Raw genomic sequence first — 26,808 nt, 5'->3', positions numbered from 1 at the left:
CCCATGACCGTTTACGACTCCACACTGCCCTACCCGCGCGACCTCGTCGGCTACGGCCGCAATCCGCCGCATGCGCAATGGCCCGGCCGGGCCCGCATCGCGGTCCAGTTCGTCCTCAACTACGAGGAAGGCGGCGAGAACTGCGTGCTGCACGGCGACGCCGGCTCCGAGCAGTTCCTGTCCGAGATGTTCAACCCCGCGAGCTACCCCGACCGCCACATCAGCATGGAGGGGATCTACGAATACGGTTCGCGCGCAGGCGTCTGGCGCATCCTGCGCGAGTTCGAGAAACGCGGCCTGCCGCTGACCGTGTTCGGCGTCGGCATGGCGCTCGAACGCTATCCCGAACTTGCAGCCGCCTTCAAGGAACTGGGCCACGAGATCGCCTGCCACGGCTGGCGCTGGATCCATTACCAGAACCTCGACGAGGCCACGGAGCGCCAGCACATGCGGCTGGGCATGGAGGCCATCGAGAAGCTCACGGGCCAGCGCGCGCTCGGCTGGTACACGGGCCGCGACAGCCCGCGCACGCGCCGCCTGGTGGCCGACTACGGCGGCTTCGAATACGACAGCGACTACTACGGCGACGACCTGCCGTTCTGGATGAAGGTGCAGAAGACCGACGGCCAGGTGGTGCCGCAACTGATCGTGCCCTACACGCTCGACTGCAACGACATGCGCTTCGCGCTGCCGCAGGGCTATTCGCACGCCGACCCGTTCTTCAAATACATGAAGGACAGCTTCGACGCGCTCTACGCCGAGGGCGACGAGGCGCCGAAGATGATGAGCATCGGCATGCACTGCCGCTTGCTGGGGCGGCCCGGGCGCATCGTCGCGCTGCAGCGCTTCCTCGACCACATCGCCGCGCATGACCGGGTCTGGGTCTGCACCCGGCTCGACATCGCGCGGCACTGGAAAGCGACGCATCCCTACGCCGCCTCGCAAGGAAACTGACATGGCGCTCACCATCGACCAACTCAACGCGGCATCGGCCGACGAAGCCGTCGCGCTGCTCGACGGCGTCTACGAGCATTCGCCTTGGATCGCGGCGCGCTCGCTCGTATCGCGTCCGTTCCGCTCGCTCCCGCACCTCAAGCATGCGCTGGTGCAGGCCGTGACCCACGCCTCGCGCGAAGAGCAGCTCGGCCTGATCCGCGCCCACCCCGAACTCGCGGGCAAGGCCATGGTCAGCAAGAGCCTGACCGCCGAATCGACCAACGAGCAGAACAAGGCCGGCCTGACCGACTGCACGCCCGAGGAATTCGCGAGGATCCAGCAGCTCAACGCCGACTACAACGCCAAGTTCGGCTTCCCGTTCATCCTCGCGGTGCGCGGCCCGCGCGGCACGGGCCTCCTGAAGCGCGAGATCATCGAGACCTTCGAGCGCCGGCTGCACCACCACCCGGCCTTCGAGCTCGGCGAGGCGCTGCGCAACATCCACCGCATCGCGGAGATCCGCCTGGACGACAAGTTCGATGCCGACCCGACGCTCGGCAACGTGGTCTGGGACTGGCAGGAGAAGCTCGCCGTCCACACCGACCCGGGCTACGCCGAGAAGGGCCAGCTCACGGTCACCTACCTGACCGACGCGCACCGCGCCTGCGCAGCACAGCTCGCCCAGGACATGCGCGACGCCGGCTTCGACAGCGTGCAGATCGATGCCGTGGGCAACGTGGTCGGCCGCTACGAGGGCGCCACGCCCGGCGCCCGGGCGCTGCTCACGGGCTCGCACTACGACACGGTGCGCAACGGCGGCAAGTACGACGGCCGGCTCGGCATCTTCGTGCCGATGGCCTGCGTGCGCGAACTCAAGCGGCAGAACCGCCGGCTGCCGTTCGCCTTCGAGGTCGTGGGCTTCGCCGAAGAGGAAGGCCAGCGCTACAAGGCCACCTTCCTGGGTTCCGGCGCACTGATCGGCCACTTCGACACGGCATGGCTCGACCAGAAGGACGCCGACGGCATCACGATGCGCGAGGCGCGGCGCCACGCGGGCCTCAAGGACGAAGACATCCCGAAGCTGCAGCGCGATCCCTCGAAGTACCTGGGCTTCGTCGAAGTCCACATCGAACAGGGCCCGGTGCTGACCGAACTCGACCTGCCGCTCGGCATCGTGACCTCGATCAACGGCAGCGTGCGCTACGTCGGCGAGGTCATCGGCATGGCCAGCCACGCCGGCACCACCCCCATGGACCGCCGCCGCGACGCCGCGGCCGCCGTGGCCGAGCTGATCCTGTTCGCCGAGCAGCGCGCTGCGAAGGACGGCGATTCGGTCGCCACGGTCGGCATGCTCGAAGTGCCGAACGGCTCGATCAACGTGGTGCCCGGGCGCTGCAAGTTCAGCCTCGACCTGCGGGCGCCGAACAACGAACAGCGCGACGCGCTCGCGGCCGACGTCGTCGAAGCGCTGAAGGAGATCTGCGAGCGCCGCGGCGTGCGCCACACGCTCGAGGAAACGATGCGCGCGGCCGCGGCGCCCAGCGCGCCCGAATGGCAGCAGCGCTGGGAGAAGGCGGTCGACACGCTCGGCGTGCCACTGTTCCGCATGCCGAGCGGCGCCGGCCACGACGCGATGAAACTGCACGAGGTGATGCCGCAAGCCATGCTCTTCGTGCGCGGCATCAATTCGGGCATCAGCCACAACCCGCTCGAATCGAGCACCAACGACGACATGCAGCTGGCGGTTCTTGCGTTTCAGCTGCTGCTGGACAACATCGCCACCGAGCAAAGCCAACCATGACCGACTACAAGAAACTCGACGCCTGGATCGACGCCCACTTCGACGAGGAAGTGCGCTTCCTGCAGGACCTGGTGCGCGTGCCCACCGACACGCCGCCCGGCAACAACGCACCGCACGCCGAGCGCACGGCGGAGTTGATCGAGGCCTTCGGCTTCGAGGCCGAGAAGCACGCCGTGCCCGAACAGGAGGTGAAGGACTACGGCCTCGAATCCATCACCAACCTGATCGTGCGCCGCAAGTACGGCAACGGTGGACGCACGGTGGCGCTCAATGCGCACGGCGACGTGGTCCCGCCCGGCGAAGGCTGGAGCCATGACCCCTACGGCGGCGAGATCGACGGCGGCAGCCTCTACGGCCGCGCCGCCGCGGTCAGCAAGAGCGACTTCGCGAGCTTCACCTTCGCAGTGCGAGCGCTCGAGGCGGTGGCCAAGCCGAGCCGGGGCAGCGTCGAACTGCACTTCACCTACGACGAGGAATTCGGCGGCATCCTGGGCCCGGGCTGGCTGCTCAAGCAGGGCCTCACCAAGCCCGACCTGATGATCGCGGCCGGCTTCAGCTACGAGGTGGTCACGGCGCACAACGGCTGCCTGCAGATGGAAGTCACGGTGCACGGCAAGATGGCGCATGCCGCGATCCCGACCAGCGGCGTCGATGCGCTTCAGGGCGCGGTCCACATCCTGAACGCGCTCTATGCACAGAACACGCTCTACCAGCAGGTGACGTCGAAGGTCGAGGGCATCACGCACCCCTACCTCAATGTCGGCCGCATCGAGGGCGGCACCAACACCAACGTCGTGCCCGGCAAGGTGGTCTTCAAGCTCGACCGCCGGATGATCCCCGAGGAGAACCCGGTCGAGGTCGAAGCCAGCATCCGCAAGGTCATCGCCGATGCCGCGGCGCCGCTGCCCGGCATCACGGTCGACATCAAGCGCATGCTGCTGGCCAATTCGATGAAGCCGCTGGCCGGCAACAAGCCGCTGGTCGATGCGATCCAGAAGCACGGCCAGGCGCTCTTCGGCGAGCCGATCAAGGCCATGGGCACGCCGCTCTACACCGATGTGCGGCTGTACGGCGAAGCCGGCATCCCGGGCGTGATCTACGGCGCCGGCCCGCGCACCGTGCTCGAGTCGCATGCCAAGCGCAACGACGAGCGCGTGGTGCTCGAAGACCTGCGGCGCGCCACCAAGGTCATCGCGCGGACCCTGAGCGACCTGCTGGCCTGAGCCGGCCCCAGCCTCCGAGCGCAGCGCCGGGCCCGTCGCCCGGCGTTCTCATATCGGCAAGGAGCGTGAGGCCATTGCTTGAGCCGATCGGGGGTCGCCGATAGACTCGGCCGCATGCCAATCCCCGTCCAGCCCCAGAACCACGCTGCCTTCGCAGTCCTGCCCCTTGCGGCGGACCGCGCGCATGCGCAGTTCCTGGCGAGCACGGCGGGTTGCCAGCCGACGCCCGCAGATTCCTAAGCCCGGCGGTCCGCTCCTCTCCCCTTTCAGCGCAGACCTTTCGACCGCCGGGCACCAGCCTCGCGCGGTAGTGGCCGCTGCCCGTCCGATCGGGCAGGCGGCAGAGGAGCACCCTGCAATGAACATCCGATCCATCCTGGCCATCACCGACTTTTCGCGGCAAGCCAACCAGGCCGTCGAACGTGCGGCCCAGCTCGCGGTCTTGCACCGCGCCACGCTCAAGCTCATGGTTTTCGCCACCGAGGGCGACGCAGCGCCCGTCGACGCGGCCAGCCGGCTGGCGCACGCCGCCAAGGACTTGGGCCGCCGGCTCGCCATCACCGTGCGGACGGTGAGCCGGAGCGCGAACAGCCTTGCGGATGTCGCGCAGGAAGCCAGCTGCGCCGACCTGCTGGTGCTCGGCCATGGCCGCGAACGCACGCTCGGCGCGTTGCTGCGCGGCCAGACCGCCGAGCGGCTGGCGCGCCTTTGCCGCTGCCCGATCCTGGTCAGCAAGCTGGCACCGCGGCAACGCTACGGCAGGATCCTGGTCGCCGTGAACTTCACGCCGGCATCGAAGAACCTGGTCAAGCTGGCCTGGATGCTGGACGACGACGCCGAAGTCGAGCTGTTTCACGCCATCAGCACCCGCAACGAGGCGAAGCTGCGCTCCGCCGAGGTGTCCCGGCACGCCATCGAGGCCTACAGGCACGAATGCATGCGCCATGCGCGCGACCGCATCTTCTGGCTCACCGATTCGTTCGACTCCCGCCGCAACCGCGTGATGTCGGCCATCGGCCACGGCGACCCCGCCCGGCAGGCCGCGATCCAGCAGGACCATGTGGGCGCCGATCTGCTGGTGGTCGGCAAGCGCAGCAACTCGCCGGTCGTGGACTTCGTCTTCGGCAGCGTGGCGCAGCGCGTGCTGTGCTGGGCGAGCAGCGACGTCCTGATCGTGCCCGACGACTTCCAGGCCTCGTCACGCGCCGCGGCAATGCAACGGATCGAGGCCGAGCGCGCCCTCGCTCCGGCCGTCGGGAGGATCTCGTGAGCGACGCACGCCTGCTCACGAACGGTTCGGCGACGAGCTGGATCTGGCTGCTGCGCCATGCGTCCAGGACTGCATGGCGGGCTGCCCCAGATCCGCCAGTAGCACTTCGATCGCCCGATTGAGTTCGTCCAGGCGCTCCACCAGCAGGGCCAGGCCACCGGTCGGTGACGACGGCTGCTCGCCGCGGCACGCGAGCTCGAGCGCTTCGCACGCCTGAACCACCCGCTCGGCCTGGACCATCCGTGCCGCGCCCTTGATCCGGTGCGCCATGGAAGCCGCTTCAGGGAGCTCGCCCGACTCGACGTGGTCGACAAGCTGCCGCAGGTCGCCGAGGTTGGCTCGCAGCAGGGCCTCGAGAAATCTCGCCTCGACCCGGGCATCGCCGTCGGACAGGCTGCGCAGCGCCAGCGGGTCGAACGGTCTCCCGGCCGGGGCTTCCGGCGGCGGCGCGGATGGCGGTGCCGCAAGATCCGCGCGCAGATGCCGATGGAGCGCCGCCGACAGGCCATCGAGGCTGAAGGGCTTCATCAGGCACTCGTCCATCCCCACTTCGAGGGCGCGGCGCCTCTCCGCTTCCTGCACATGGGCGGTGCAGCCCAGGACCGGGCAGCGCGGCAGGCGCTGCTCGCGCTCGAGCGCACGGATGGCCGCAGTCAATGCGTAGCCGTCCATGACCGGCATCGAACAATCGGTGATGACGAGGTCGAAGCCGCCATCGCGCCAGAGTTCCAGTGCAGTCTCGCCGTCTTCGGCCAGTTCGCAGTCCAGGCCCAGGTGATCCAGCTGGCGGCGCAGCAGCAGCCGATTGGCCGGATGGTCGTCGACCGCCAGGACCTTGCCGTGCCAGCGCCAGGAACGCCCGGACTCGTTGTCGTCCTGGATCGCCGGCAGCGTCGCGGCCAGCGGCGCGGCCACGACCAACAGGTCGAACGCGACCCGGATGCAGGTTCCCTGCCCGCGCTGGCTGCGAACCTCGATCGTGCCCCCCATCTTCCGGCACAGCCTCTGCACGATGGGCAGGCCCAGCCCCGTGCCGCTGACGGCACGCGGCCCGGCGGCCTCGGCCTGGAAGAAGGGCCGGAACAGGTTCGCGACATCCTCGGACGCGATGCCGATGCCGGAGTCCTCGACCTCGAGGACGACCGACTCGGTGTCCCCGCTCCGATTCGCGTGGCGCAGGCGCAGCGTGACGCTGCCGGCATCGGTGTACTTGATGGCATTGCTGACCAGGTTGTTGACGATCTGCCTGAAGCGCGTCGCATCGGTCACATGCCATTCGCCGACCGCCGGATCCAGGTCGAGCCCGATGACCAGTCCGCGCTGGCGCGCCATGCCCGAGAACACCTTGGCCACATCTTCGAGGATCGGCCGCAGCCGTACCGGCGCCAGCACGATCTCCAGGCCCCCGGCCTCGATCTTCGAGATATCCAGGATGTCGTCGATCAGCCCGAGCAGGGATTGCGCCGAGCTGCGGGCCAGCTCGACCGATTCCCGGTCCTTCGCGTTCAACCGGCCCTCGCGCACCAGCAGTTCGAGCAGGCCCAGCACCGCGTTCATCGGCGTGCGGATTTCGTGGCTCATGGTGGCGAGGAAGTTGGACTTGGCCCGGTTCGCCTCCTCGGCCCGGGTCAGGGCCGTTTCGATCTGCTCGATCAGGTGCTGGCGCTCGGTGATGTCGATCGCGCCGGCGATCAGCGCGGATGCCGCAGCGCCCTCCTTCAGCGCGATGGGCGCCGCCCAGTGGAGAATGCGCCGCGTCTGGCCGTAGACAGACACGTCGACGTCCTCGCTGATGGTGCCGTGGTTGGCGAGCAGGTCGAGGTAGCGCTCGTGAAGCAGGGTCATATGCTCGGGATCGGCGAAGTCGAGCCCGCTTTCGCACACGGTCTTGCCTTCGATCGCCTCGCGCGTGGTGCCGAAGAGCGTTTCGTAGGCTGCGTTGCAGAAGATCTGCCGCGCCTCGGCGTCGCGCACGCAGATGGCATAGGGGATGCCCTCGAGCGTCGCCCGCTGGAAGGCGAGCTGGTCGTGCAGTTCGGCCTTCGCGGCCAGCCGGCGCCCCATCTCGATGCGCAACGACCGAGTCCGGATCGTGCTCAGGACGAGGCACAACGCGAAACCCGCGGCGAACGCATAGAACCAGAGGCAGTGACCCTCCAGATGGCCGAAGATCATTTCGGCCCCTCAGGAAATGAGACGGTGAGCGCGGGTGAAATCGACCAATTCAACCAGCGTGGAAATTCTGAGCTTCTCGAAGATGCGTGTCTTGTAGCTGCTGATCGTCTTGTTGCTGATCAGCAGCGTTTCGGCGATTTCCTTGTTGCTCATGCCGCGCGCGAGGTATTGCAGCACCGTCAGTTCCCGGTCGGACAAGGTCTTGATCAAGGCGTCGGGGCTGGCCGGCGAATTGAGATGGGCCTGCGGGGACAGCGCTGACGAGGGGAACAGGCTATAGCCGGCGAGCACCGTTTGGGCGGCCTGCACCACCGCCGTCATGTTTTCGTTCTTGCTCATGAAGCCGTTGGCGCCCGCCTGCACCGTGCGGGCGGCGAAAACGGATTCCTGCTGCGCGGACAACACCAGCAGCTTGATCTCGGGCTGGGATTTCCGCACGCGCTCGAGCAGGTCCAGGCCGCTGAGCCGAGGCAGATCGAGATCGAGAATGACCAGGTCGGGGTGCTGATCGCGAATGGCGGCCAGCGCAGTGGGGCCGTCGCCGGCCTCGCCGACGACCTTGAAGTCGCCGCCGGCCTCGAGTGCGGAGCGGACCGCGAGCCGGATGGCCGGGTGATCGTCGACCACGATGACTGTATGCATTTGGATTCCCTTGCTATGAGTTTTGGCCGTCTGACGGCTATTGCGCGTGGGCCATTTCTCAATCGAATAGCATTCAACCCGCGCTTTCGTCTCGATTTTAAGTCGCATCCAAACCCAATGCGGAATACATCAGCACTTATAGAATCGCATATTCCCTCTCTTTGCGAAAAAATCCACACATGGATCGTCTATATATTCAAATCAATTTCAGAATTTTCTTATTGTCTTTTTAGAAATTTCCCACAACCATCCAAACAATCAATTTCAATTCGACAAACCAATCTATTAATATTAATCAGTCACAAAACGTTGCAGAAGCCGACGCAACAGGCTTCCTTTCGGCCCTTTTCCTTGCCCGGCTTGAGGGCGCCTTCTCCTTCTCAGCGGATCCATCGATTCAGGCGGAAGGCTGTGTCCATGCACGGTTCGACGCCCGCACCCTGCGCCTTGCCCGGATCGTCGGGATCGGTCGTGCGCTCGACGAGGTGGCCGGTGTCGCCGCTTCCGAGGTGGCGGCTTGTCAATTGCGTGGTGGTGCCCCGGAAATGCCTTGGCCTCGGCGCAGGCGCTGGCGCGCGAGATCGCCGCGTTCCCGCAGCAGTGCATGCACCGACCGAAGTTCGGCCTGCGCTCGATGGGAGCTGTCGCTGGCGAAGAGAGGGCGCGAAGGGTGCCGGGCGCTTCGCCCAGGGCACCGGCCGCCATGGCGCCTTAGGCAGGCGTTGAGCGGGGGGGGGGGCGGCGGCGCGAAAAGCGGCGCCGCGCCGGGTGCCGGATTCAGCCCGCGCGGCGGGCGCCTTGCACCTGGTAGCCGTTCTGATAGATGCCGATCACCAGGCCGCTCACGGCATCGGACGGCCGGGCGGTGATGAATCGGTTGCCGCCGGCCTGATACACGACGATGGTGCAGGCAGCGCTCCTGCTCAGGGTGCGTGCCACGCCGCTGGCCTGGCTGACTGTCTGATAGGTGTTCATGAGGTGGCTCCTGTCTGAATAGGGTTCGAGGGATGAGGGGTCAGGAGCGCGAGGCGGCCAGCAGGCCGTCGATCGCGAGCACCACGCCCTCCCGGGCGTCTGGCGAAGGCGTGCCTTCGAGCAGCAGGTTGCGCACGAGGCCCAGCGTGTTGATGAGCTCCGCCTCCATCTCCGTCAGCAAGGGAATGACCTCGAAATCGGGGTACTTGCCCTTGGCGCCCATCGGTCTTCCGGGGCCCGACAGATCGACGTCGTAGCCTTCACTGATTGCCTGTTTCTGGGTCTTCATGGGGGCCTCGCAAGGAAAGGGTGGTCCGTGTGGCGCCGCGGATCGGCAGCACATCGATGTAATACATTGTGCCTAATTACTGCAAAAGTAACAAGATGATTCATTAGATCTTGTGTACTTTTTACGTCCCATCGCTGGCCACCTGCCGGCGCCTCGCTCCGCCCCGCCCCGTCAGATCAGGGTAATCACGGAGTCCTTGGCCCCACATCGGGCTTGATTGCACCCATTTTTTGTATACAAATATAGGGTGCAATCAACCGGCCGAGCATTCCGTTCGGCCCTTCGACCATCCGCCACGAGGAGACACCCGTGAACGCAACCGTCAGCCAAGCCAGCATCGAGCTGCCGATCCCAGGCGCCGTGCACCCGAGCGAATCGAACGCAGTGATCAAGCCGGGCTACGACCCGCGCCTGACCAACGAAGACCTTGCGCCGTTGAAGCGGCAGACCTGGGGCCAATACAACATCTTTGCCTTCTGGATGTCCGACGTCCACAGCGTCGGCGGCTACATCACGGCCGGCAGCCTGTTCGCGCTCGGCCTGTCGAGCTGGCAGGTGCTGGTGTCGCTGCTGGTGGGCATCTGCATCGTGCAGTTCTTCTGCAACCTGGTGGCCAAGCCCAGCCAGGTGACCGGCACACCCTATCCGGTGATCTGCCGCGCCTCGTTCGGCGTGCTGGGCGCCAACATCCCGGCCGTGATCCGCGGCCTGATCGCGGTCGCCTGGTACGGCATCCAGACCTACCTGGCCTCGGGCGCATTCATGCTGCTGGCGCTGCACTTCCATCCCGGCCTCGCCCCCTACGCGGACGTGGCGCAGCACGGCTTCGTCGGTCTCTCGGCGCTCGGCTGGGTGGCTTTCATGGTCATGTGGGTGCTGCAGGCCATCGTGTTCTGGCACGGCATGGAAGCGATCCGGCGCTTCATCGACTGGGCCGGTCCGGCCGTGTACGTGGTGATGGCGGCGCTGTGCGGCTGGCTGGTCTGGAAGGCCGGCTGGAGCAACATCGACATGCGCCTGGGTGGCGTCAAGTTCGCGGGCTGGGACGCACTGCCGGTGATGCTCAGCGCGACTGCGCTGGTGGTCAGCTACTTCAGCGGGCCGATGCTCAACTTCGGCGACTTCTCGCGCTACGGCAAGAGCTTCGACGCAGTCAAGAAGGGCAACTTCTGGGGCCTGCCGGTCAATTTTCTATTCTTCTCGCTGCTGGCCGTGATCACCTCCGCCGCGACGCTGCCGGTGTTCGGCGAACTCATCACCGATCCGGTCCACACCGTGGCGAAGATCGACAGCACCACCGCGGTGGTGATCGGCGCGCTGACCTTCATGATCGCCACCGTCGGCATCAACATCGTCGCCAATTTCGTCTCGCCAGCCTTCGACTTCTCGAACGTCGCGCCGCAGAAGATCAGCTGGCGCACCGGCGGCATGATCGCCGCGGTGGGCTCTGTCTTCATCACGCCGTGGAACCTCTACAACAACCCGGAGGTCATCCACTACACGCTGGACATCCTGGGTTCCTTCATCGGGCCGCTGTTCGGCATCCTGATCGCCGACTACTACCTGGTGCAAAAGCAGCGCGTCGACGTCGATGCGCTCTACACCCTGAGCCCGGCAGGCGCCTACTGGTACGACAACGGCTACAACCGGCGCGCCATCTGGGCGCTGGTCCCGGCCGCGCTGGTGCCGGTGCTGTGCGTGCTGGTGCCGCCCCTGCGCGGTGCCGCCAACTACGCCTGGTTCATCGGCACCGGCCTCGGCTTCGTTTTCTACATGCTGCAGAACCGCAAGCGCTGAGCAAGCTCATTTCCAATCCCCGACCCATCATGCGCATCAAGATCATCAATCCCAACACCACCTGGAGCATGACCGAGAAGATCGGTGCCTGCGCGCGCTCGGTGGCGCGGCCCGGCACCGAGATCGTGGCGGTCAGCCCCGCCATGGGGCCGGCCTCGATCGAAAGCCACTACGACGAGGCGCTGGCGGTGCCCGGCCTGCTGCAGGAGATCGCCGCCGGCGAGCGCGACGGCATCGACGGCTACGTGATCGCCTGCTTCGGCGACCCCGGTCTCAAGGCCGCCAGGGAACTGGCGCGCGGCCCGGTGGTCGGCATCGCCGAGGCGGCCATGCATCTGGCGAGCCTGGTGGGAAGCAGCTTCAGCGTCGTGACCACCCTGGCCCGCACGATGGGACAGGCCTGGCACCTCGCCGAGGTCTACGGCATGAAACGCTTCTGCGCCAACGTGCGAGCCTGCGAGATCGCGGTGCTCGAGCTCGAGGCGCCCGGATCGCGCGCGCGCGAGCGCATCGTCGACGAATGCCGCCGCGCGCTCGACGAGGACGGCTCCGATACGATCGTGCTCGGCTGCGCCGGCATGGCCGACCTGTGCGAGCACATCGGACAGGTGCTCGGCGTGCCGGTGGTCGACGGCGTGGCCGCCGGGACGCAGCTGGTCGAATCGCTGGTGAGCCTGCGCCTGGCCACCAGCAAGCGCGGCGAACTGGCACGCCCGCTGCCCAAGCCGATCAGCGGCCTCCTCGGCGACTTCGCGTTGCCGGCGATGCCGCCGCTGAAGCGGGCGGCCTGATCGCGGCGGGCGGCGACCCAGGGCTCCGCCGCATCCAGGCCCATCCAGCCTCATTCACAATGGCGCCATGCCACGCGCCCCCAAAGCTTCCGCTCACCCCCTCCCGCCGCCTGCAAGGTCCGGGACAGAGGCTGCGGTCGACAAGACCGCCACCGTCGAAGGCATCGCGCAGGACATCGCCACCGCGATCGTCGAGAAGCGGCTGCCGCCCGGCACCTGGCTGCGCGAGGAAGCACTGGGGCGGCTCTATTCGGTCAGCCGCACCAAGATCCGGGCGGCGCTGCTGACGCTGTCGAAGGAAAAACTGATCGAAATGATCCCGGACAAGGGGGCTTTCGTCAGCAAGCCCAGCGTGCAGGAGGCGCGCGAAGTCTTCGGGGTCCGGCGCCTGCTCGAAAGCGAGGTGGTGCGGCTGTTCGTCGCCAAGGCGCGTCCCGCCGACTACCAGGCGCTCGAGCAGCACATCCAGTTCGAGCGCACCACCTTGCGCGCCACCACGACGACCGGCACGGTGCGGGAGAAGCTGCTCGGCGACTTCCACGTCGCGCTGGCGGAGGCCGCTGGCAACCAGACCCTGGCAGAACTGATCCGTGAGCTGGTCGCGCGCAGCTCGCTGATCGCCATGCTGTACCACTCGTCGAACGATCCGCATTGTTCGTCCGACGAACACGCAGAATTCCTGCGCGTCTGCCGCAGCGGCGATGTCGAGGCCGCCGTGGCGTGCATGACGGACCACCTGCTGCGCATCGAGGCCAACCTTCAACTTTCGGCCGGCGTGCCGGATCGCCAGCTCGACCTCGTCAAGGCTCTGCTGGCCTGAGAACCTGTTTACGATCTCCCTGGGGTCGCGTTGGGGCGCAATCGGGATGAGTTCGAAGTGCCGTTGCGCCGCATGGGCTCCTGCCCATGCAAGCAGCGGCACGCAGAAATCGCCCGATTTCGCCCCAACCCGAAGGGCAGGCGTCTTTTCGGGCGGTCTGCGGCGTTGCAGCGCTTGCCCATAGCCATGCTATGGGCGGCGCACTGCGCCTTGCATCCCCTCCCGAAAAAACGCCTGCGCGACCCCAGGGAGATCGTAAACAGGTTCTGAGAAGCGCGGGCCCGCGACTTGCTCGGGCGCACGGAGCGCGGGTTTTCCGCCATACAGGCGACCACCTGATCTGTATACAGTTTCGCGTACAGAACGGTAAACGATTCACGGCAAGACGCGTTCGCCCCTTCCCCTTCCTCCACGCTGCCCAGGAGTCCACGCAATGACGGCTGCCTCGCCTTCCATCCACCCGGTCGACCAGCGCCTGCCGGCCGGCAAACTCGCCGCCCTCGGCCTGCAGCACGTGCTCGTGATGTATGCCGGTGCGGTGGCGGTGCCGCTGATCGTCGGTCGCGCGCTCAAGCTCACGCCGCAGGAGGTCGCGCTGCTGATCTCGGCCGACCTGTTCTGCTGCGGCATCGCGACGCTGATCCAGTCGCTCGGCGCCACCCAGTGGTTCGGCATCAAGCTGCCGGTGATGATGGGCGTGACCTTCGCGTCGGTCGCGCCGATGGTCGCGATCGCCAACGCCAACCCGGGCCAGGCCGGCGCGCAGCTGCTGTTCGGCGCCATCATCGGCGCCGGCATCATCTCGATACTGATCGCGCCGATGGTCTCGCGCATGCTGCGCTTCTTCCCGCCGGTGGTCACCGGCACCATCATCGCGGTGATCGGCATCAGCCTGATGCGCGTGGGCATCAACTGGATCTTCGGCAACCCGGTCGGGCCGACCGCGCCGGCGCTGGTCGACCCGGTCTATGCCAAGTGGCTGGCCGACGTCACCTCGCCCGGCTCGGCCGTGCCGCCGGTGCCCAAGGGCCTGTCGATCGTGCCCTCGGTGCCGAACCCGCGCTACGCCGACCTGGGCGGGCTCGCCATCGCGGCGCTCGTGCTCGTGTCGATCCTGCTGATCGTCAAGTACGCCAAGGGCTTCATCGCCAACATTTCGGTGCTGCTGGGCATCGTGATCGGCGCCGTGGTCGCCACCGCCTTCGGCTTCATGACCTTCGAGAAGGTCGGCAGCGCCGCGTGGTTCGACATCGTGCTGCCCTTCCACTTCGGCCTGCCGAAATTCGACCCGGTGCTGATCCTCACGATGTCGTTGATCATGATCGTGGTGATGATCGAGTCGACCGGCATGTTTCTCGCGCTCGGCGAGATGACCGACCGCAAGATCAGCCAGCAGGACCTGGCGCGCGGCCTGCGCACCGACGGCCTCGGCACCCTGATCGGCGGCGTCTTCAACACCTTCCCCTACACCAGCTTCTCTCAGAACGTCGGGCTGGTGGCGGTCACGGGCATCAAGAGCCGCTATGTCTGCGTGGCCGGCGGCGTGATCCTGGTCGTGCTGGGCCTGCTGCCGAAGATGGCGGCACTGGTCGAGTCGCTGCCGACGGTGGTTCTGGGCGGCGCCGGGCTGGTGATGTTCGGCATGGTCGCGGCCACCGGCATCCGCATCTTGTCGGGCGTGGACTTCAAGACCAACCGGCACAACGCGATGATCGTCGCGGTGTCGATCGGCGTCGGGATGATCCCGCTGCTGGCGCCCAACTTCAAGCAGTGGATGCCGCACGCGATCCACTCGCTGGTGGAGTCGGGCATCCTGCTGGCGTCGATCTGCGCGGTGTTGTTGAACCTGTTCCTGAACGGCGCCAAGCATGACGAGGCGGCGATCGTGGCCGCTGCCAAACAAGCCGAGGCGCACTAGGCTCGCCCCCAGGTTGGGCTCACTTCGTGTAGCCCGCCCAACCCCCTACCGGGGGCGCAGTCAGCGGCCCGGCGAAGCCGGTTCCGCGACTGCCCACGAACGGGCGCGCTGCGCGCAGCCGTGGAACAACCACAGCGCCCATTGCTTTGGCCGGCGCAGCCAGGCCCGTTGGTGAAACACCGCGGATCTGGCTTCGCCAGTCCGCTGGTGTTGCCCCCGGTAGGGGGTGGGCGCCCCGACACGAAGTGCGGGGCAACCTGGGGGCGAGCTAACCCAGCAGTAGAGCGTCGTCGGAGACCTGCTCGCCGCGCACCTTCTCGAACATCGCCAGCAGGTGCTGCACATCCCTCCGTGGGGTCTCTGGTTCTTGCGAATTTCCAGGGAGGACAGAAGCGGCTGGCCCATGGGCGACACCCGCCGCGGCGCGAGCGAGTCCCTCCCCGAAGGCGCGCAGTCTAACTGCTCGGCTTCAGAACGGCAGCAGCCATGGCACCAGCGCGACGCTCACGACCAGCACCAGCAGCACCAGCGGCAGGCCGAGGCGCACGAAGTCCATGAAGCTGTAGTCGCCCGGCCCGACCACCAGCGTGTTCACGGGCGACGAGACCGGCGTCACGAAAGCGGCCGAGGCGGCCAGCGCGACGGTCATCGCGAACGGATACGGCGAGGCCTGCAGCTCCTTGGCGATGGCCAGGGCCACCGGCGCCATCAACACCGCGGTCGCGGTGTTGGAGATGAACATGCCGAGCACCGCCGTGACCGCGAAGATCACGGCCAGCACGGTGCGCGGTCCGGCGTCGCCGACGATGCCCATCAGCATCTGGGCCGCGAGATCGACGCCGCCGGTGCGTTGCAGGGCGAGCGAGAACGGCAGCATGCCGACGATCAGCACCAGGCTCGGCCAGTGGATCGCGCGGTAGGCGCTGCGCAGGTCGACGCAGCCGCACAGGCCCATCAGCAGGCAGCCGATCAGCGCCGCCTGCACATTGGGTACCCAGCCGCTGACCATCAGCACCACGACCAGCGCGAGCGCGAGCAATGCGAACGGCGCGCGCGAGGCGGCGGGCGACACTTCGTCGAACTCCGACGGCAGGTTGAAGATGATCAGGTGCATGTCCGACCGGAGTCTTCGGATCACATTCCAGATGCCGACCACCAGCAGCGTGTCGCCGGCCTTCAGCGGCTCGTCGAGGATGTCGTCGTGCTCGGCCGAGCGGCCATGCTTCAGGCCGATGACCGAGACGTCGTGGTTGGCGCGCAGGCGGGCCTCGACGACGGTCTTGCCGATCAGGCCCGAACCCGGCGGGATCAGCACCTCGGCCATGCCGATGTCCTGCGCATGCGCGGAGAAGTAGGCGCCGGCCAGCGGCAGCCGCTCGAGCGCGAAACGGTGGCTCAGGCCGTCGAGATCGGCGGACGGCCGCGAGACGTCGAGGAACAGCACGTCGCCGGTCTCGATCGGGGTTCCGGGGGGCAGCAGGTCCTTCGCGAAACGGCGCTGGCGCTCGATGGCCAACAGGTTCACGCCCGGGATGGCGCCCGCCTCGAGCGCTTCGAAGACATGGCCGGCGGCGGCCGATCCGGGCAGCACCCGGAACCGGTGCCCGCGCTCGGCCAGCGCGTACTCGTCGATCCACTGGCCGAGCCCCGCCCTCTGGCCGGCGGGCCCGGCCGGGGCCTTCGATCCGCCGAGCCAGCGCCGCACCCCGAGCATGTAGGCGATGGCGACGAGCAGCACCGGCACGCCGAAGGGCGTGAAGCTGAAGAAGTGGAAGCCGTCGAAACCCTTGCGCACCAGCTCGGCGTGAATCACCAGGTTGGGCGCCGTCGCCACCAGGGTCATCATGCCGCTGATGAGCGCCGCGACGGACAGCGGCATCATCAGCCGCCCGGCCGCCACGCCGGTGTTGCGCGCAATGCGCAGCACGATCGGCACGAAGATCGCGACCACGCCGGTCGAGCTCATCACCGAGCCGACGCCGGCCACGATGACCATCAGCAGCACGATCAACCGCGCCTCGTTGCCGCCGGCCCGCGCCACCAGCAGATCGCCGAGCCGCTGCGCGACCCCGGTGCGCAGCAGCCCTTCGCCGATCACGAACAGCATCGCGATCAGCACGATGTTGGGATCCGCGAAGCCGGCCAGCGACTCCTGCATGCTGATCACGCCGGTGAACGGCAGCGCCGCCATCATGAGCAGCGCGACCACGTCGGTGCGGGGGCGGCCGATCGCGAACATCGCCACGGCGCTGGCCAGCAGCGCAAGAACAAGGCCGAGCTGAAGGTTCATCGGTCAGATCATCGCCAGCGGCTTCTTGCGCCGCGGGGCAGGATGAAGGCGGTCGATCTCGGCCAGCACGTCCGCGCCCAGCGTCAGTCCGGCCGCCGCGAGGTTGTCGCGCAGATGGGCCTCGCGCACCGCCTTCGGGATCGCGGCCACGCCGGGCTGCGCCAGCACCCACGCCAGTGCGAGCTGCGCCGCGCTGATGCCGAGCCGCTCGGCGATCTTCTGCAGGCCGGCATCGGCGGCCAGCGCGCCCTGGTCGATCGGGCTGTAGGCCATCAGCGGCATGCCGCGTGCGCGCTGCCAGGGCAGCAGGCTGAACTCGGGGCCGCGCTCGGCCGCCGAGTAATAGACCTGGTTGGCGGCACAGTCGCTGCCCAGCGCGGCGAGTTCCTCCAGGTCGTCGGTGTCGAAATTGCTGACGCCCCAGCGGCGGATGCGCCCCTGCGCCACCAGCGCGCGCAGCGCCTCGCAGGTCTGGGCCAGCGGATGCTCCCCGCGCCAGTGCAGCAGGTAGAGGTCGATGTGGTCGAGGTCCAGCCGCGCGAGGCTGCGCGCGCAGGCCGCCGGCGTGCCCGCGCGGCTGGCGTTGTGCGGATAGACCTTGCTGACGATGAACAGCTCCTCGCGCTTCACATCGCCCGCGCGCAGCGCCTCGGCCACGGCCTGCCCGACCACCTCCTCGGCGCCGCCTTCGCCGTACATCTCGGCGGTGTCGACGAGCCGGTAGCCCATCTCGATGGCGGCGCGAACCGCCGCGACTTCCGCAGCGCGGCGGCCGGCCGATTCACCCATCTTCCAGGTGCCGAGGCCGAGCGCGGGCATCCGCCCGCCGCCGGGCAGCTCCAGATATCGCATGGGGATCTCCTTCTTGTAGGGCGGGATCGCATCCCGCGCGCCACGATGCTAACCAAGCCGCGATCGCCGAGGCACTGGACGATTCATCCAATATCTAAGACAATAATTCCAACATGACGGAACAAGCAGACAGCCTGAACGATCGCATCGCCGCGCGGGTTCGCGAACTGCGCGCGGCGCGCGGCCTGTCGCTCGACGCGCTGGCCACGCACTGCGGGGTCAGCCGCTCGATGATCTCGCTGATCGAGCGCGGCGAAAGCAGCCCCACCGCGGTGCTGCTCGAGAAGCTCGCCACCGGCCTTGGCGTCGCGCTGGCCTCGCTGTTCGAGCCGCCGCAAGCCAGCGACGACCCCGTCGCGCGGCTGGCCGACCAACCCTTGTGGCGCGATCCGCATTCGGGCTACGTGCGCCGCAACGTCTCGCCCGCCGGCGGGTCGTCGCCGATCCAGATCGTCGAGGTGGCCTTCCCGCCGAAGGCGCGGGTGGCCTACGAGAGCGGCGCCCGCGAACCCCGCATCCACCAGCAGGTGTGGGTGCTGGAGAACACGATCGAAGTCACGGTCGGCGACGCGGTCCATCGGCTCGAGGCCGGCGACTGCCTGGCCCACGTGCTGGACCGTCCCGTGAGCTATCACAACCCGACGCGCAGCCTCACGCGCTATGCCGTCGTGATCGCCACCCTGCCCTCTGCTTGGAGATGACATGACGACCGACGCCAATGCTCCCGTTCGCAACATCCGCCGCCTTCAAACGGTCTCCGATGCGCAGCTGCGCGCCCTGTCCGAACTGCTGATCGATTGCGTGGAGGGCGGCGCCTCGGTGAGCTTCATGCATCCGTTGCCGCTGCCCGAGGCGATGGCGTTCTGGTGCCGCGTCGCCGAGGGGGTCGCCGAGGGCGAACGCGCCTTGCTGGTGGCCGAGGATGCCGAGGGCATCGTCGGCACCGTGCAGCTGGTGCTGGCCCAGCCGGACAACCAGCCGCACCGCGCCGACCTGTCGAAGATGCTGGTGCACCGCCGCGCGCGGCGCCAGGGCTGGGGCGAGGCGCTCATGGGCGCGGCCGAGCAGATGGGGCGCGACTGCGGCAAGTCGCTGCTGGTGCTCGACACCGCCAGCGACACCGCCGAACGCCTGTACGAGCGGCTCGGCTGGCAACGCGTCGGCGCGATTCCGGGCTATGCGCTGCTGCCGCACGGTGGGCTCTGCACCACCACCTACTTCTACCGGCAGCTGGAGGCCGGGGAGAAGGCACGCGGCAGCGAGGGTTCGTGAGCGCGAAGCCTCAGCTTTTCCCGCGCAGAAGCTCCGCCTTCTGCGCCAGCTCCGCGGCCTCGACGACCTGCTGAACCGACAGCGGCCCGGTCAGCTCGACCTCGCCGGCAAGAACGCTTGCCAGTGCGGCTCGCCCCGCATCGCCGGCCAACCACGCAAACGCCGACGTGATCGATCCAGCGCCGAACTTGGCGCGAAGCGCCTTCGACGCGGCACGGCTCACCTCGGCGAACGCTTCGTGGTCCGCTGCAGCAGAAGCCGCGCGAACGACCAGGCAGCAGGCTGCGAGCTTCTCGGCTTCGTTGCGCAAGCGACGGGCCTTGCCCTCGCTCTGGGCCGCGCGCTTCGTCTCCAGCGACGCGGGCGAAGGATCCGCAGGGGAGAGAGGAAGGTTCGGTTCGAGCGGCATGGATGCGTTCATTTTCAAGGAGCCTCGGATTGTCGCCGCAGCAGTGCCGTGCAAGACGGGCCGCATGACCGCGCCCCATCGACGCTAGTGGGCGCCTTCCCCTTCCATCCCCGCGCTGTACTTCCCCTCGCTGGCCAGGCCATTGAGCCGTGCCCGCTTGAGCAGCGCGTCCTGGCACGCGCGCGCATGGGCAGGTTGACCCTGCCACGCCTGCAGCGCCGGATCCTGCAGCGCGCGCCCGTAGGAGAAGCTCAGCTGCCAGGGCTGCCGGCCCGGGCGATTGAGCGCATCCAGGTTGGCGGTCGCTTCGACAGGCGACTGCCCGCCCGACAGGAAGTTGATGCCCGGGACCGCCGCCGGCACCGCGCGCCGCAGCACGCGGAGGGTCTCCGCCGCCACCTCCTCGGGACCGGCCTGCCGCGCATGCGCCTTGCCAGGCACCACCATGCTGGGCTTCAGCAGGATATGCTCGAGCACCACGCGATAGCGATGCAAGGCCACGAACACTTCGTGCAGCACCTCCTGCGTGACCTCCGCGCAGCGCGCCAGGCTGTGGTCGCCGTCGATCAGGACCTCCGGCTCGACGATCGGCACCACCCCCTGCGACTGGCAGATCGCCGCGTAGCGCGCGAGCGCCTCGGCGTTGGCCTCGATCGCCATCCGGCTCGGCAGCGTGCCGGAGACGTTGTAGACGGCGCGCCATTTCGCAAAGCGCGCGCCCTGCGTCACGTAGGCTTCGAGGCGCTGGGCGAGTCCGTCGAGTCCCTGCGTGATCTCGTCGCCGGGCGCGAGTGCCAGCGGGCCCTTGCCGGCGTCGACCTTGATGCCCGGCACGATGCCTTGCCGCGCGGCCAGGGCCGCGAGCAGCTCGCCGTCGTCCGCGCTCTGGCCCAGGGTCTCCTCGTACAGGATGACGCCGCTGACGTACTCGCCCAGGCCGGGCGTCGACAGCAGCAGGCTGCGGTAGGCGCGCCGGTTCTCCGGCGTCGACTCGACGCCGATCGCCTTGAAGCGCTTGGCAATGGTCGGACCGCTCTCGTCGGCGGCAAGAATTCCCTTGCCCCTGCGAACCAGCGCTTCCACGGTGGCTTGAAGATCATCGGAAGTGGCCATGGCGGATCCCTTCGTTCGAGCGGGACTCAGTCTCCTGCTTCGAGGCGCCGGAGCGCAAGCCCATGCCGGCCGTGGTGTCTTGGTCGAGGTCTGCACGTGCACGGGCATCCGATGACCCTTCATCCGATCCCGGTGAACACGCTTCGCAGCAGCACCTCCGGGATGCATGTAATATCGCCAACGCTCCGGGGTGCACACGACAGTGCTGAGATTCAAACCCGCGAACTTGAACCGGTTAATGCCGGCGGAAGAAGAGCCAACACTTCGATCATCGGCGGATCCTGCCGTGCTCGAAGTGGCCTTCGGAGCATCCGTTTCACGGTCACGAAGAAGTCTCCTTATGAACCAGCCCCCTGCAGATCGACCCGCGGCCACAGCCGCGGCCGGCGATGTGGTCGCCGACGTGCTCGCCTTCATCGCGCAGGACGGGTGCACCGACGACGCGTTCGATCGGCTGGCGTTGCGCCTGTTCGCCCACCAGTACGGCAACAACCCGGCGTACCGGCGCTTCTGCCAGCGGCGCGGCGCAACCCTGCGCCACGTGAAGCGCTGGAGCGACATCCCGGCGGTGCCGATCGACGCCTTCAAGGAACTCGACCTGCGGTGCGAGCCGCCGGCCGCCACGGACCGGGTCTTCATGACCAGCGGCACGACCCGCAGCGAGGTGAAGGGCCGTCACTTTCATCCGACGCTGGCGGTCTACGACCGGTCGATGATCCGCAACTTCTCGAACCGGTTCATGCGCGGCAGCGGCCGGATGCGCATGGGCATCCTGTTCCCCACCGAAACCGTGCTGGCCAATTCCTCGCTGGCCCACTACCTGGCGCTCGCGCTGAATGAATTCGGCACCGAGGAGAGTCGCTACTTCGTGAGCCCGCAGGGGCTGGACATCGCCGGCCTGTGCGATGCGCTGGCGGACGCCGAACGCCGCGGCTCGCCCTATGCGCTGCTCGGCGCCAGCTACAGCTTCGTGCATCTGATCGACGAACTCGAGCAGCGCGGCCTGTCGTTCCGCCTGCCGGCAGGCAGCCGGGTCCTGGACACCGGCGGCTACAAGGGACAGTCGCGCGAATTGCCGCTCGACGCCTTCTATGCGGAGCTGTCGGCGCGGCTCGGCATCGAACGATCGCAGTGCATCAACATGTACGGCATGACCGAGCTGAGCACGCAGTTCTACGACGCCGGCAATGCGTCGGTGCCGTCGGTGAAGTCGGGGCCGCACTGGATCCGCTCGCGCCTGGTCGACCCGCTCACGGGCCGCGAGGTCGCGCGCAGCGAGCGCGGAATCCTGGTCCATTGCGATCTCGCCAACTTCAATTCCGTGACCACCATCCTGACCGAGGACGTAGGCCTGGCCGCCGACGGCGGGTTCCTGCTGCTCGGCCGCGCCGAAGGCGCTGAGGCCAAGGGCTGTTCGCTGGCGGTGGAGGAATTCATCCGGGCGGCAGCGGCATGAAGACACTGCGCGCGGTTGCCGGTTACCTGCCTGGCCTGGCGCCGGCGGACGTGCAGTGGCAGCCTCTGGTCTTCGAATCGGGCACCACGCGGCTCGAAGTCGCGGTGCCCGTGCTGAGTCCGCCACAGATGACCGCGCTCGCCTTGCGGGTCAAGCAGGCCAGCCGCCTCCATCTGAAGACGATGACCGTGTCGCAGATCGTGGCCGTGGTGGATCGCGCGATCGCCCGCCTGCTCGACCCGGCCGACCCCTGCCGCATGCAGGCCGACCAGCTGCTGCCGATCGTCAGCGGCTATGACGCCGAAATGGTCCGCCTGGGCCTCACGGCTTTCCTCCAGACCTTTCGCGCGCCGCAACTGCATCGCTTCGTCGCCGAAGACTTCGCCAATCCCAAGCTGCTGGACGAGTTCCAGCCGCGACCCAAGGGCGGCGCGGCCAAGGCGTTCGGGCCGGATCTGCTGGTTCACAGCTGGGCCGGCAACGTGCCGGCCCTGCCGCTGTGGAGCCTGGTCTGCGGATTGCTGGTGAAGGCCGGCAACATCGGCAAGCTGCCGAGCGCGGAGCCGCTGTTCGCAGGCCTGTTCGCGCGGCTGCTGGCCGAGGTCCACCCGCCGCTGGCCGACTGCCTGGCCGTGGTGTGGTGGAAAGGCGGCGAGAAGGAACAGGCGTCGGCCCTCTATGCCGAGGCCGACACGGTGCTCGCCTACGGCGGCAACGACGCGCTGGACGACATCCGCCGCCGCCTCCCGGTCACGACGCGCTTCCTGGCGTACGGCCACAAGCTGGGCTTCGGCCTGGTCGGCGCCGCGGCCCTCGACACCCTGCGCGCGCCGGCGACGGCTCGCCTGGCCGCCTGGGACGTGATGCGCTACGACCAGCAGGGCTGCTATTCGCCGCATGTCTTCTACGTCGAGCGCGGCGGCAAGGTGTCGCCGCGCGAATTCGCCCAGTACCTCGCCAGCGAGCTCGCCAACCTGCACAACCGCTTCCCGCGCCGGGCCCTGGCGCTGGAGGAGTCGGCCGCGGTCGCCGGATGGCGGCAAGCCATCGAGCTGCAGTCGATGTCGGGCGGCGGCGAGCCTGTCTGCGAGCTGATCGGCGAAGCCGGTGCGGCCTGGGGCGTCGCTTACGCCGATGAAGCGCGGGCCTTGGCCCCCACGGCGCTGAACCGCAGCATCCAGGTCGTCGCGGTCGATTCGCTGGAACAGGTGATCGCGCAAGTGGCCGCGCACCCGCCCTTTCTGCAGACCGCGGGCGTGGCGGCCGCACCGGCCGAACTGTTCCGGCTGTCGGAGTTGCTGGGCGCTGCCGGCGTCACCCGCATCACGGCCATCGGCTCGATGACCTCGCCGGAGGCGGGCTGGCATCACGACGGCCGGTTCAACCTGCTGGACCTGGTGCGGATGGTCGAGATCGAGCAGTCGGCGGAACTTGCGGCCGACAGGCTGGCGCCGTACGCGGACTAGGGCCATGAGCTTCCTCGACATCGACAAGGTGGGCTTCACCTACCCCGGCTGGCCGCCGGTGGTGCGCAGCGTCGACTGGACCATCGCGCAAGGCGAGTTCCATTGCCTGGTCGGGCGCAGCGGCTGCGGCAAGACGACCCTGCTCAAGCTCGCCGCGGGCCTGCTGCATCCTCACACCGGCAGCATCCGGTTGCAGGGCAAGGAGGTGGTCGCGCCCGGCCCGCAACTCGGCTTCGTGTTCCAGTCGCCGACCCTGCTCGAGTGGCATCGCGTGATCGACAACGTGCTGCTGCCGGTGTCGCTGCAACACAAGCCCACCGCGCAGGAGATCGACAAGGCCGAGCAGTTGCTCGCGCTGCTGGGCCTGTCGGCCCATGCGCAGCATTACCCCCGGCAGCTGTCGGGCGGCCAGCAGAGCCGCGTGGCCCTGGCGCGCGCATTGATCCTGGAGCCGGCGCTGCTTTTGCTGGACGAACCTTTTGCCGCGCTGGACGCGATCACCCGCGGCGAACTGCAGGACGACCTGCTGCAGATGTGCCGCCTGCGCCGCACCACCGTCCTGTTCGTGACGCACGACATCGCCGAGGCGGTGTATCTGGGCGACCGGGTCGCGGTGATGGACCGCGGCCGGATCGTCCGGGACATCCGCGTCGAGGTGAGCCGGCCGCGCGCGCCGGCGATGCGGTACGGCGCGGCCTTCAACCTGCATTGCGCGCAAGTGCGCGATGCGATGGACCTGGCGACGGCATGAAGTCGATCTCCCCACGCACACAGCTCGGCTCCTGGGCGCTGCTGCTCGCGTTGCTCGCGGGATGGGAGCTGGCGGCGCGCGCTTCCGGCATTCCGGCCCTGGTCCTGCCGGCGCCTTCGGCGGTGATGAAGTCGCTCTGGATGGGCCTGTCCACCGGCTACCTGTGGCCCCACATCCGAACGACCGCCCTCGAGCTGATGCTCGGGCTGTTCGCCGGCTGCCTGATCGGTTTCATCAGCGGCGTGGCGATGGCCGAGTCGGCGCTGCTGCAGCGCGTGCTGAAGCCGTATGTCGTGATCAGCCAGGTCATCCCCAAGCTGGCGCTGGCGCCGCTCTTCATCGTGTGGTTCGGCTTCGGCATGACATCGACGGTGGTGATCACGGCGCTGATCTGCTTCTTCCCGTTGATGGAAAACACCGTGACCAGCCTGCAGCAGGTCGACCCGCAACGGCTGGAGCTGTTCCGGATGCTGGGCGCCACGCGGCGCCAGACGCTGCTGCGCCTGAAGCTGCCTGCCGGCCTGCCCGGGATCCTGGCGGGCCTGCGGGTCGCGGTGGTGCTCGCGCTGGTCGGGGCGGTGGTCGGCGAGTTCATCGGCGCCAGCCAGGGGCTCGGCGCGCTGATCATCGCCTCGCAGGGAATGATGGACACGCCGCTGATGTTCGCGGTGCTGGTGGTCATCGCCGTGCTCGGCCTCGCGCTCTACCAGATCACGCTCGCAGTCGAGAAGCGACTGCTGCGGCCCTACACCCGAATCTCATGAGGAACACGACCTTGAACACACCGATCGCACGCCGCCGCGCACTGCTGGCAACCGCCGCGCTATTCACCCTGATCGCTACCGGCGGGGCCAACGCCGGTGACGCGCCGGAGAAGATCACCGTGGCCGGCTGGAGCAAGCCGATCACCGAGATCACGCACCTGCTGGCCGAGCCCGACAAGGGCATCTTCAAGGCCAATGGAATCGATCTGGCCTACGTGTCCGGCGCCGGCGGGGGCGACGCGATCCGCAACATCCTCACCGGCCAGGCGGACGTGGCCTTCACCGACCCTGGCGCGTTCTTCTCGGCCCTCGACAAGGGCGAGAAGCTGCGGGCGATCTACGACATCTACCCGCAGAACGTCTTCAACGTGGTCTCGCTCAAGTCCGCCAACATCACCAGGCCGGCCGACCTGAAGGGCAAGAAGATCGGTGTCTACAGCCTGTCCAGCGGCACCCGGCAGAACCTGCTGGTGCTGCTGCACCAGGCCGGCCTGTCCGAATCCGATGTCACCATCGTCGTCACCGGGCTGTCGAACTTCGCGCCGCTGCTGCAAGGCCAGGTCGATGCGACCGCTGCCACCGACACCGGCTTGCTGGTGGGCAAGCGCAAGGGGGTGGGCGACGTCAACGTGATGGAGGTGCGCAACTACCTGAACGTGTCGAGCGACCTGTTCGTGGTCCGGGAACAGGTCTACCAGCAGAAGAAGCCGTTGCTCAAGCGGTTCCTGAAGGCCTATCGCGAGAGCGCGGCCTGGATGATCGCCAACCCCGAGGAGGCGGCCGGCCTGGCCATGAAACACGCCATCGACGGGACCGACCGCGCCGCCAACCTGGAGATCATTCGCTTGCGCAATGCCGCCAGCGTGTCGGCCACCACCGCGAAGAACGGTCTTGGCGCGTTCGACCTGGAGTCGCTGCAGAAGGCCGCGGATGCCTATCGCAAGCTGGGCCTGATCGAGCGCGACATCAAGATCTCGGACGTCGTCAGCACGGAACTGCTGCCTGCGCAATGAAGGAGGACACCGTGAAGTTCGAGGGCAAGGTGGTGCTGGTGACCGGTGCGAGCCGCGGCATCGGCGCCGCCATCGCGCAGGCCTTCGCGAGCGAAGGCGCGACGGTGGTGGTCAACCACCTGAGCAACGACGCCGCGGCCGCCGAGGTGGTCGCGCATTGCAAGGCGGCCGGTGGTGACGCCTGGGCCGTGAAGGCCGACGTCAATTCGGCCACGGCCGTGCAGGCCATGGTGGAACAGGCCCTGGACGAAGCGGGTCGCATCGATGTGGTGGTCAACAACGCCTTCCGGCCGTACGCCTTCGACCCGCAGCGCCGCACCTTGTTCGGCGACATGGCGTGGCCGGATTACCAGGCGCAGTTCGAAGGCGCCGTCGGCAGCGCCTACAACGTCTGCCGGGCGGTGCTGCCGCACTTCAGGCAACGCACCCAGGGCAGCATCGTCAACATCGTCAGCGACCTGGTCGAACGGCCGGTGATCCCGTACCACGACTACACGACCGCCAAGTCGGCGCTGGTCGGCTTCAGCCGCAACCTGGCCGCCGAACTGGGGCCGCTCGGCATCCGCGTCAATTGCGTCGCCCCCGGCCTGGTCTACCCGACGCAGGCCAGCAGCGCGACCCGGGAAGAATTCCGCGAGTCGCTGATCGCCGCAACGCCGCTGCGGCGGATCGCGCGACCCGAGGACGTCGCCGGCCCGGTGCTGTTTCTCGCTTCCGAATGGAGCCGCTTCATGACTGGACAGGTGCTGTTCGTCGACGGCGGCCTGGTGATGAAGTGAAGACTT

At 67.8% G+C, this 26,808-nt stretch carries 25 protein-coding genes and 1 riboswitch; of the genes, 16 read left to right on the top strand and 9 right to left on the bottom strand.

The genetic code is table 11. From position 1 onward, the window contains the following. Positions 1-3: 3 nt before the first annotated feature. From puuE to AC1D2O_RS21540, 4 genes are all read left to right on the top strand, one after another. The gene (gene puuE, locus AC1D2O_RS21555) at positions 4-954 is read left to right on the top strand and encodes an allantoinase PuuE (RefSeq protein ID WP_478157877.1); all 951 of its coding nucleotides are present in this window, start codon (positions 4-6) and stop codon (positions 952-954) included. A gap of 1 nt (position 955) precedes the next feature. Continuing rightward, the gene (gene uraD, locus AC1D2O_RS21550) at positions 956-2,737 is read left to right on the top strand and encodes a 2-oxo-4-hydroxy-4-carboxy-5-ureidoimidazoline decarboxylase (RefSeq protein ID WP_478157876.1); all 1,782 of its coding nucleotides are present in this window, start codon (positions 956-958) and stop codon (positions 2,735-2,737) included. After that, positions 2,734-3,960, top strand: coding sequence for a M20 family metallopeptidase (locus AC1D2O_RS21545; protein ID WP_478157875.1), 1,227 nt, complete (start codon positions 2,734-2,736; stop codon positions 3,958-3,960). The genes uraD and AC1D2O_RS21545 overlap by 4 nt, the downstream gene beginning before the upstream one ends. A gap of 358 nt (positions 3,961-4,318) precedes the next feature. Beyond that, on the top strand, positions 4,319-5,230 hold the full coding sequence (locus tag AC1D2O_RS21540; RefSeq protein ID WP_478090668.1) for a universal stress protein: 912 nt from the start codon (positions 4,319-4,321) through the stop codon (positions 5,228-5,230). 15 nt (positions 5,231-5,245) lie between these two features. On the opposite strand, the gene AC1D2O_RS21535 is transcribed toward AC1D2O_RS21540, so the two are convergent. The 5 genes from AC1D2O_RS21535 to AC1D2O_RS21515 all read right to left on the bottom strand — a co-directional run bounded on the left by AC1D2O_RS21535 (position 5,246) and on the right by AC1D2O_RS21515 (position 9,311). Beyond that, on the bottom strand, positions 5,246-7,405 hold the full coding sequence (locus tag AC1D2O_RS21535) for an ATP-binding protein (RefSeq protein WP_478090669.1): 2,160 nt from the start codon (positions 7,403-7,405) through the stop codon (positions 5,246-5,248). Between the two features lie 9 nt (positions 7,406-7,414). Continuing rightward, positions 7,415-8,155, bottom strand: a complete 741-nt coding sequence (locus tag AC1D2O_RS21530; RefSeq protein ID WP_478090670.1) for a response regulator — start codon at positions 8,153-8,155, stop codon at positions 7,415-7,417. A gap of 272 nt (positions 8,156-8,427) precedes the next feature. After that, the gene (locus tag AC1D2O_RS21525) at positions 8,428-8,571 is read right to left on the bottom strand and encodes a hypothetical protein (protein WP_478090671.1); all 144 of its coding nucleotides are present in this window, start codon (positions 8,569-8,571) and stop codon (positions 8,428-8,430) included. A gap of 253 nt (positions 8,572-8,824) precedes the next feature. Beyond that, positions 8,825-9,022, bottom strand: coding sequence for a hypothetical protein (locus AC1D2O_RS21520; RefSeq protein ID WP_478090672.1), 198 nt, complete (start codon positions 9,020-9,022; stop codon positions 8,825-8,827). 40 nt (positions 9,023-9,062) lie between these two features. Then, positions 9,063-9,311 (bottom strand): hypothetical protein, encoded by a 249-nt coding sequence (locus tag AC1D2O_RS21515; protein ID WP_478090673.1) that lies wholly within the window; start codon positions 9,309-9,311, stop codon positions 9,063-9,065. A 309-nt stretch (positions 9,312-9,620) separates the two neighbouring features. On the opposite strand from AC1D2O_RS21515, the gene AC1D2O_RS21510 reads away from it, so the two are divergent. The 4 genes from AC1D2O_RS21510 to AC1D2O_RS21495 all read left to right on the top strand — a co-directional run bounded on the left by AC1D2O_RS21510 (position 9,621) and on the right by AC1D2O_RS21495 (position 14,637). Then, the gene (locus tag AC1D2O_RS21510) at positions 9,621-11,108 is read left to right on the top strand and encodes an NCS1 family nucleobase:cation symporter-1 (RefSeq protein WP_478157874.1); all 1,488 of its coding nucleotides are present in this window, start codon (positions 9,621-9,623) and stop codon (positions 11,106-11,108) included. A gap of 29 nt (positions 11,109-11,137) precedes the next feature. Continuing rightward, positions 11,138-11,899: an aspartate/glutamate racemase family protein gene (locus tag AC1D2O_RS21505; RefSeq protein WP_478094049.1), complete on the top strand. Its 762-nt coding sequence runs from the start codon at positions 11,138-11,140 to the stop codon at positions 11,897-11,899. A 67-nt stretch (positions 11,900-11,966) separates the two neighbouring features. Continuing rightward, the gene (locus AC1D2O_RS21500; protein WP_478094051.1) at positions 11,967-12,719 is read left to right on the top strand and encodes a GntR family transcriptional regulator; all 753 of its coding nucleotides are present in this window, start codon (positions 11,967-11,969) and stop codon (positions 12,717-12,719) included. A gap of 433 nt (positions 12,720-13,152) precedes the next feature. Beyond that, positions 13,153-14,637 (top strand): nucleobase:cation symporter-2 family protein, encoded by a 1,485-nt coding sequence (locus AC1D2O_RS21495; protein WP_478157873.1) that lies wholly within the window; start codon positions 13,153-13,155, stop codon positions 14,635-14,637. 469 nt (positions 14,638-15,106) lie between these two features. Here AC1D2O_RS21495 and AC1D2O_RS21490 read toward each other — a convergent pair whose 3' ends face one another. Both AC1D2O_RS21490 and AC1D2O_RS21485 read right to left on the bottom strand, forming a co-directional pair. Continuing rightward, complete coding sequence (locus AC1D2O_RS21490) at positions 15,107-16,927, bottom strand: SLC13 family permease (RefSeq protein WP_478093776.1); 1,821 nt, start codon at positions 16,925-16,927, stop codon at positions 15,107-15,109. Positions 16,928-16,930: 3 nt separating this feature from the next. Next, positions 16,931-17,779 (bottom strand): aldo/keto reductase, encoded by an 849-nt coding sequence (locus AC1D2O_RS21485; RefSeq protein WP_478093774.1) that lies wholly within the window; start codon positions 17,777-17,779, stop codon positions 16,931-16,933. A gap of 113 nt (positions 17,780-17,892) precedes the next feature. Between AC1D2O_RS21485 and AC1D2O_RS21480 the strand changes: the two genes are divergently transcribed. Then, positions 17,893-18,480, top strand: coding sequence for a helix-turn-helix domain-containing protein (locus tag AC1D2O_RS21480; protein ID WP_478157872.1), 588 nt, complete (start codon positions 17,893-17,895; stop codon positions 18,478-18,480). 1 nt (position 18,481) lies between these two features. Beyond that, positions 18,482-19,051 (top strand): N-acetyltransferase family protein, encoded by a 570-nt coding sequence (locus tag AC1D2O_RS21475; protein WP_478157871.1) that lies wholly within the window; start codon positions 18,482-18,484, stop codon positions 19,049-19,051. Between the two features lie 10 nt (positions 19,052-19,061). Here AC1D2O_RS21475 and AC1D2O_RS21470 read toward each other — a convergent pair whose 3' ends face one another. Together AC1D2O_RS21470 and AC1D2O_RS21465 are read right to left on the bottom strand one after the other, a co-directional pair. Beyond that, a complete protein-coding gene (locus tag AC1D2O_RS21470; RefSeq protein WP_478086894.1) occupies positions 19,062-19,472 on the bottom strand; it encodes a hypothetical protein in 411 nt (136 codons plus the stop codon). Between the two features lie 72 nt (positions 19,473-19,544). Next, the gene (locus AC1D2O_RS21465; protein WP_478086895.1) at positions 19,545-20,573 is read right to left on the bottom strand and encodes a class I fructose-bisphosphate aldolase; all 1,029 of its coding nucleotides are present in this window, start codon (positions 20,571-20,573) and stop codon (positions 19,545-19,547) included. 176 nt (positions 20,574-20,749) lie between these two features. Then, positions 20,750-20,843, top strand: a riboswitch (TPP riboswitch). Positions 20,844-20,913: 70 nt separating this feature from the next. Between AC1D2O_RS21465 and AC1D2O_RS21460 the strand changes: the two genes are divergently transcribed. From AC1D2O_RS21460 to AC1D2O_RS21435, 6 genes are read left to right on the top strand one after another with little or no spacing between them, the layout of a single operon-like run. Further along, positions 20,914-22,029, top strand: a complete 1,116-nt coding sequence (locus AC1D2O_RS21460; protein ID WP_478086897.1) for a LuxE/PaaK family acyltransferase — start codon at positions 20,914-20,916, stop codon at positions 22,027-22,029. Then, positions 22,026-23,495 carry an acyl-CoA reductase gene (locus AC1D2O_RS21455; protein ID WP_478157870.1) on the top strand — a complete coding sequence of 490 codons (1,470 nt, stop codon included), beginning with the start codon at positions 22,026-22,028 and terminating at the stop codon, positions 23,493-23,495. Before AC1D2O_RS21460 ends, AC1D2O_RS21455 begins: the two co-directional genes overlap by 4 nt. Positions 23,496-23,499: 4 nt before the next feature. Next, a complete protein-coding gene (locus AC1D2O_RS21450; RefSeq protein WP_478086899.1) occupies positions 23,500-24,246 on the top strand; it encodes an ABC transporter ATP-binding protein in 747 nt (248 codons plus the stop codon). Continuing rightward, a complete protein-coding gene (locus tag AC1D2O_RS21445; protein ID WP_478086901.1) occupies positions 24,243-25,010 on the top strand; it encodes an ABC transporter permease in 768 nt (255 codons plus the stop codon). The genes AC1D2O_RS21450 and AC1D2O_RS21445 overlap by 4 nt, the downstream gene beginning before the upstream one ends. Next, positions 25,007-26,023 carry an ABC transporter substrate-binding protein gene (locus AC1D2O_RS21440; RefSeq protein WP_478086903.1) on the top strand — a complete coding sequence of 339 codons (1,017 nt, stop codon included), beginning with the start codon at positions 25,007-25,009 and terminating at the stop codon, positions 26,021-26,023. The genes AC1D2O_RS21445 and AC1D2O_RS21440 overlap by 4 nt, the downstream gene beginning before the upstream one ends. Beyond that, positions 26,020-26,802, top strand: coding sequence for an SDR family oxidoreductase (locus AC1D2O_RS21435; protein ID WP_478157869.1), 783 nt, complete (start codon positions 26,020-26,022; stop codon positions 26,800-26,802). The genes AC1D2O_RS21440 and AC1D2O_RS21435 overlap by 4 nt, the downstream gene beginning before the upstream one ends. The last annotated feature ends 6 nt before the right edge of the window (positions 26,803-26,808 follow it).

The organism is Variovorax sp. P1_G12 (genome assembly GCF_056405555.1).
The sequence above is the reverse complement of the archived record's forward strand: the minus strand, read 5'-3'. Positions and strand labels throughout refer to the sequence as shown.

Bases quoted from the DNA above. Each gene is read 5' to 3' on its own strand.
- puuE (WP_478157877.1), top strand. From the start codon at position 4: ATGACCGTTTACGACTCCACACTGCCCTACCCGCGCGACCTCGTCGGC.
- uraD (WP_478157876.1), top strand. From the start codon at position 956: ATGGCGCTCACCATCGACCAACTCAACGCGGCATCGGCCGACGAAGCC.
- AC1D2O_RS21545 (WP_478157875.1), top strand. From the start codon at position 2,734: ATGACCGACTACAAGAAACTCGACGCCTGGATCGACGCCCACTTCGAC.
- AC1D2O_RS21540 (WP_478090668.1), top strand. From the start codon at position 4,319: ATGAACATCCGATCCATCCTGGCCATCACCGACTTTTCGCGGCAAGCC.
- AC1D2O_RS21535 (WP_478090669.1), bottom strand. From the start codon at position 7,405: ATGATCTTCGGCCATCTGGAGGGTCACTGCCTCTGGTTCTATGCGTTC.
- AC1D2O_RS21530 (WP_478090670.1), bottom strand. From the start codon at position 8,155: ATGCGACTTAAAATCGAGACGAAAGCGCGGGTTGAATGCTATTCGATT.
- AC1D2O_RS21520 (WP_478090672.1), bottom strand. From the start codon at position 9,022: ATGAACACCTATCAGACAGTCAGCCAGGCCAGCGGCGTGGCACGCACC.
- AC1D2O_RS21515 (WP_478090673.1), bottom strand. From the start codon at position 9,311: ATGAAGACCCAGAAACAGGCAATCAGTGAAGGCTACGACGTCGATCTG.
- AC1D2O_RS21505 (WP_478094049.1), top strand. From the start codon at position 11,138: ATGCGCATCAAGATCATCAATCCCAACACCACCTGGAGCATGACCGAG.
- AC1D2O_RS21500 (WP_478094051.1), top strand. From the start codon at position 11,967: ATGCCACGCGCCCCCAAAGCTTCCGCTCACCCCCTCCCGCCGCCTGCA.
- AC1D2O_RS21495 (WP_478157873.1), top strand. From the start codon at position 13,153: ATGACGGCTGCCTCGCCTTCCATCCACCCGGTCGACCAGCGCCTGCCG.
- AC1D2O_RS21490 (WP_478093776.1), bottom strand. From the start codon at position 16,927: ATGAACCTTCAGCTCGGCCTTGTTCTTGCGCTGCTGGCCAGCGCCGTG.
- AC1D2O_RS21485 (WP_478093774.1), bottom strand. From the start codon at position 17,779: ATGCGATATCTGGAGCTGCCCGGCGGCGGGCGGATGCCCGCGCTCGGC.
- AC1D2O_RS21480 (WP_478157872.1), top strand. From the start codon at position 17,893: ATGACGGAACAAGCAGACAGCCTGAACGATCGCATCGCCGCGCGGGTT.
- AC1D2O_RS21475 (WP_478157871.1), top strand. From the start codon at position 18,482: ATGACGACCGACGCCAATGCTCCCGTTCGCAACATCCGCCGCCTTCAA.
- AC1D2O_RS21470 (WP_478086894.1), bottom strand. From the start codon at position 19,472: ATGAACGCATCCATGCCGCTCGAACCGAACCTTCCTCTCTCCCCTGCG.
- AC1D2O_RS21465 (WP_478086895.1), bottom strand. From the start codon at position 20,573: ATGGCCACTTCCGATGATCTTCAAGCCACCGTGGAAGCGCTGGTTCGC.
- AC1D2O_RS21460 (WP_478086897.1), top strand. From the start codon at position 20,914: ATGAACCAGCCCCCTGCAGATCGACCCGCGGCCACAGCCGCGGCCGGC.
- AC1D2O_RS21455 (WP_478157870.1), top strand. From the start codon at position 22,026: ATGAAGACACTGCGCGCGGTTGCCGGTTACCTGCCTGGCCTGGCGCCG.
- AC1D2O_RS21450 (WP_478086899.1), top strand. From the start codon at position 23,500: ATGAGCTTCCTCGACATCGACAAGGTGGGCTTCACCTACCCCGGCTGG.
- AC1D2O_RS21445 (WP_478086901.1), top strand. From the start codon at position 24,243: ATGAAGTCGATCTCCCCACGCACACAGCTCGGCTCCTGGGCGCTGCTG.
- AC1D2O_RS21440 (WP_478086903.1), top strand. From the start codon at position 25,007: ATGAGGAACACGACCTTGAACACACCGATCGCACGCCGCCGCGCACTG.
- AC1D2O_RS21435 (WP_478157869.1), top strand. From the start codon at position 26,020: ATGAAGGAGGACACCGTGAAGTTCGAGGGCAAGGTGGTGCTGGTGACC.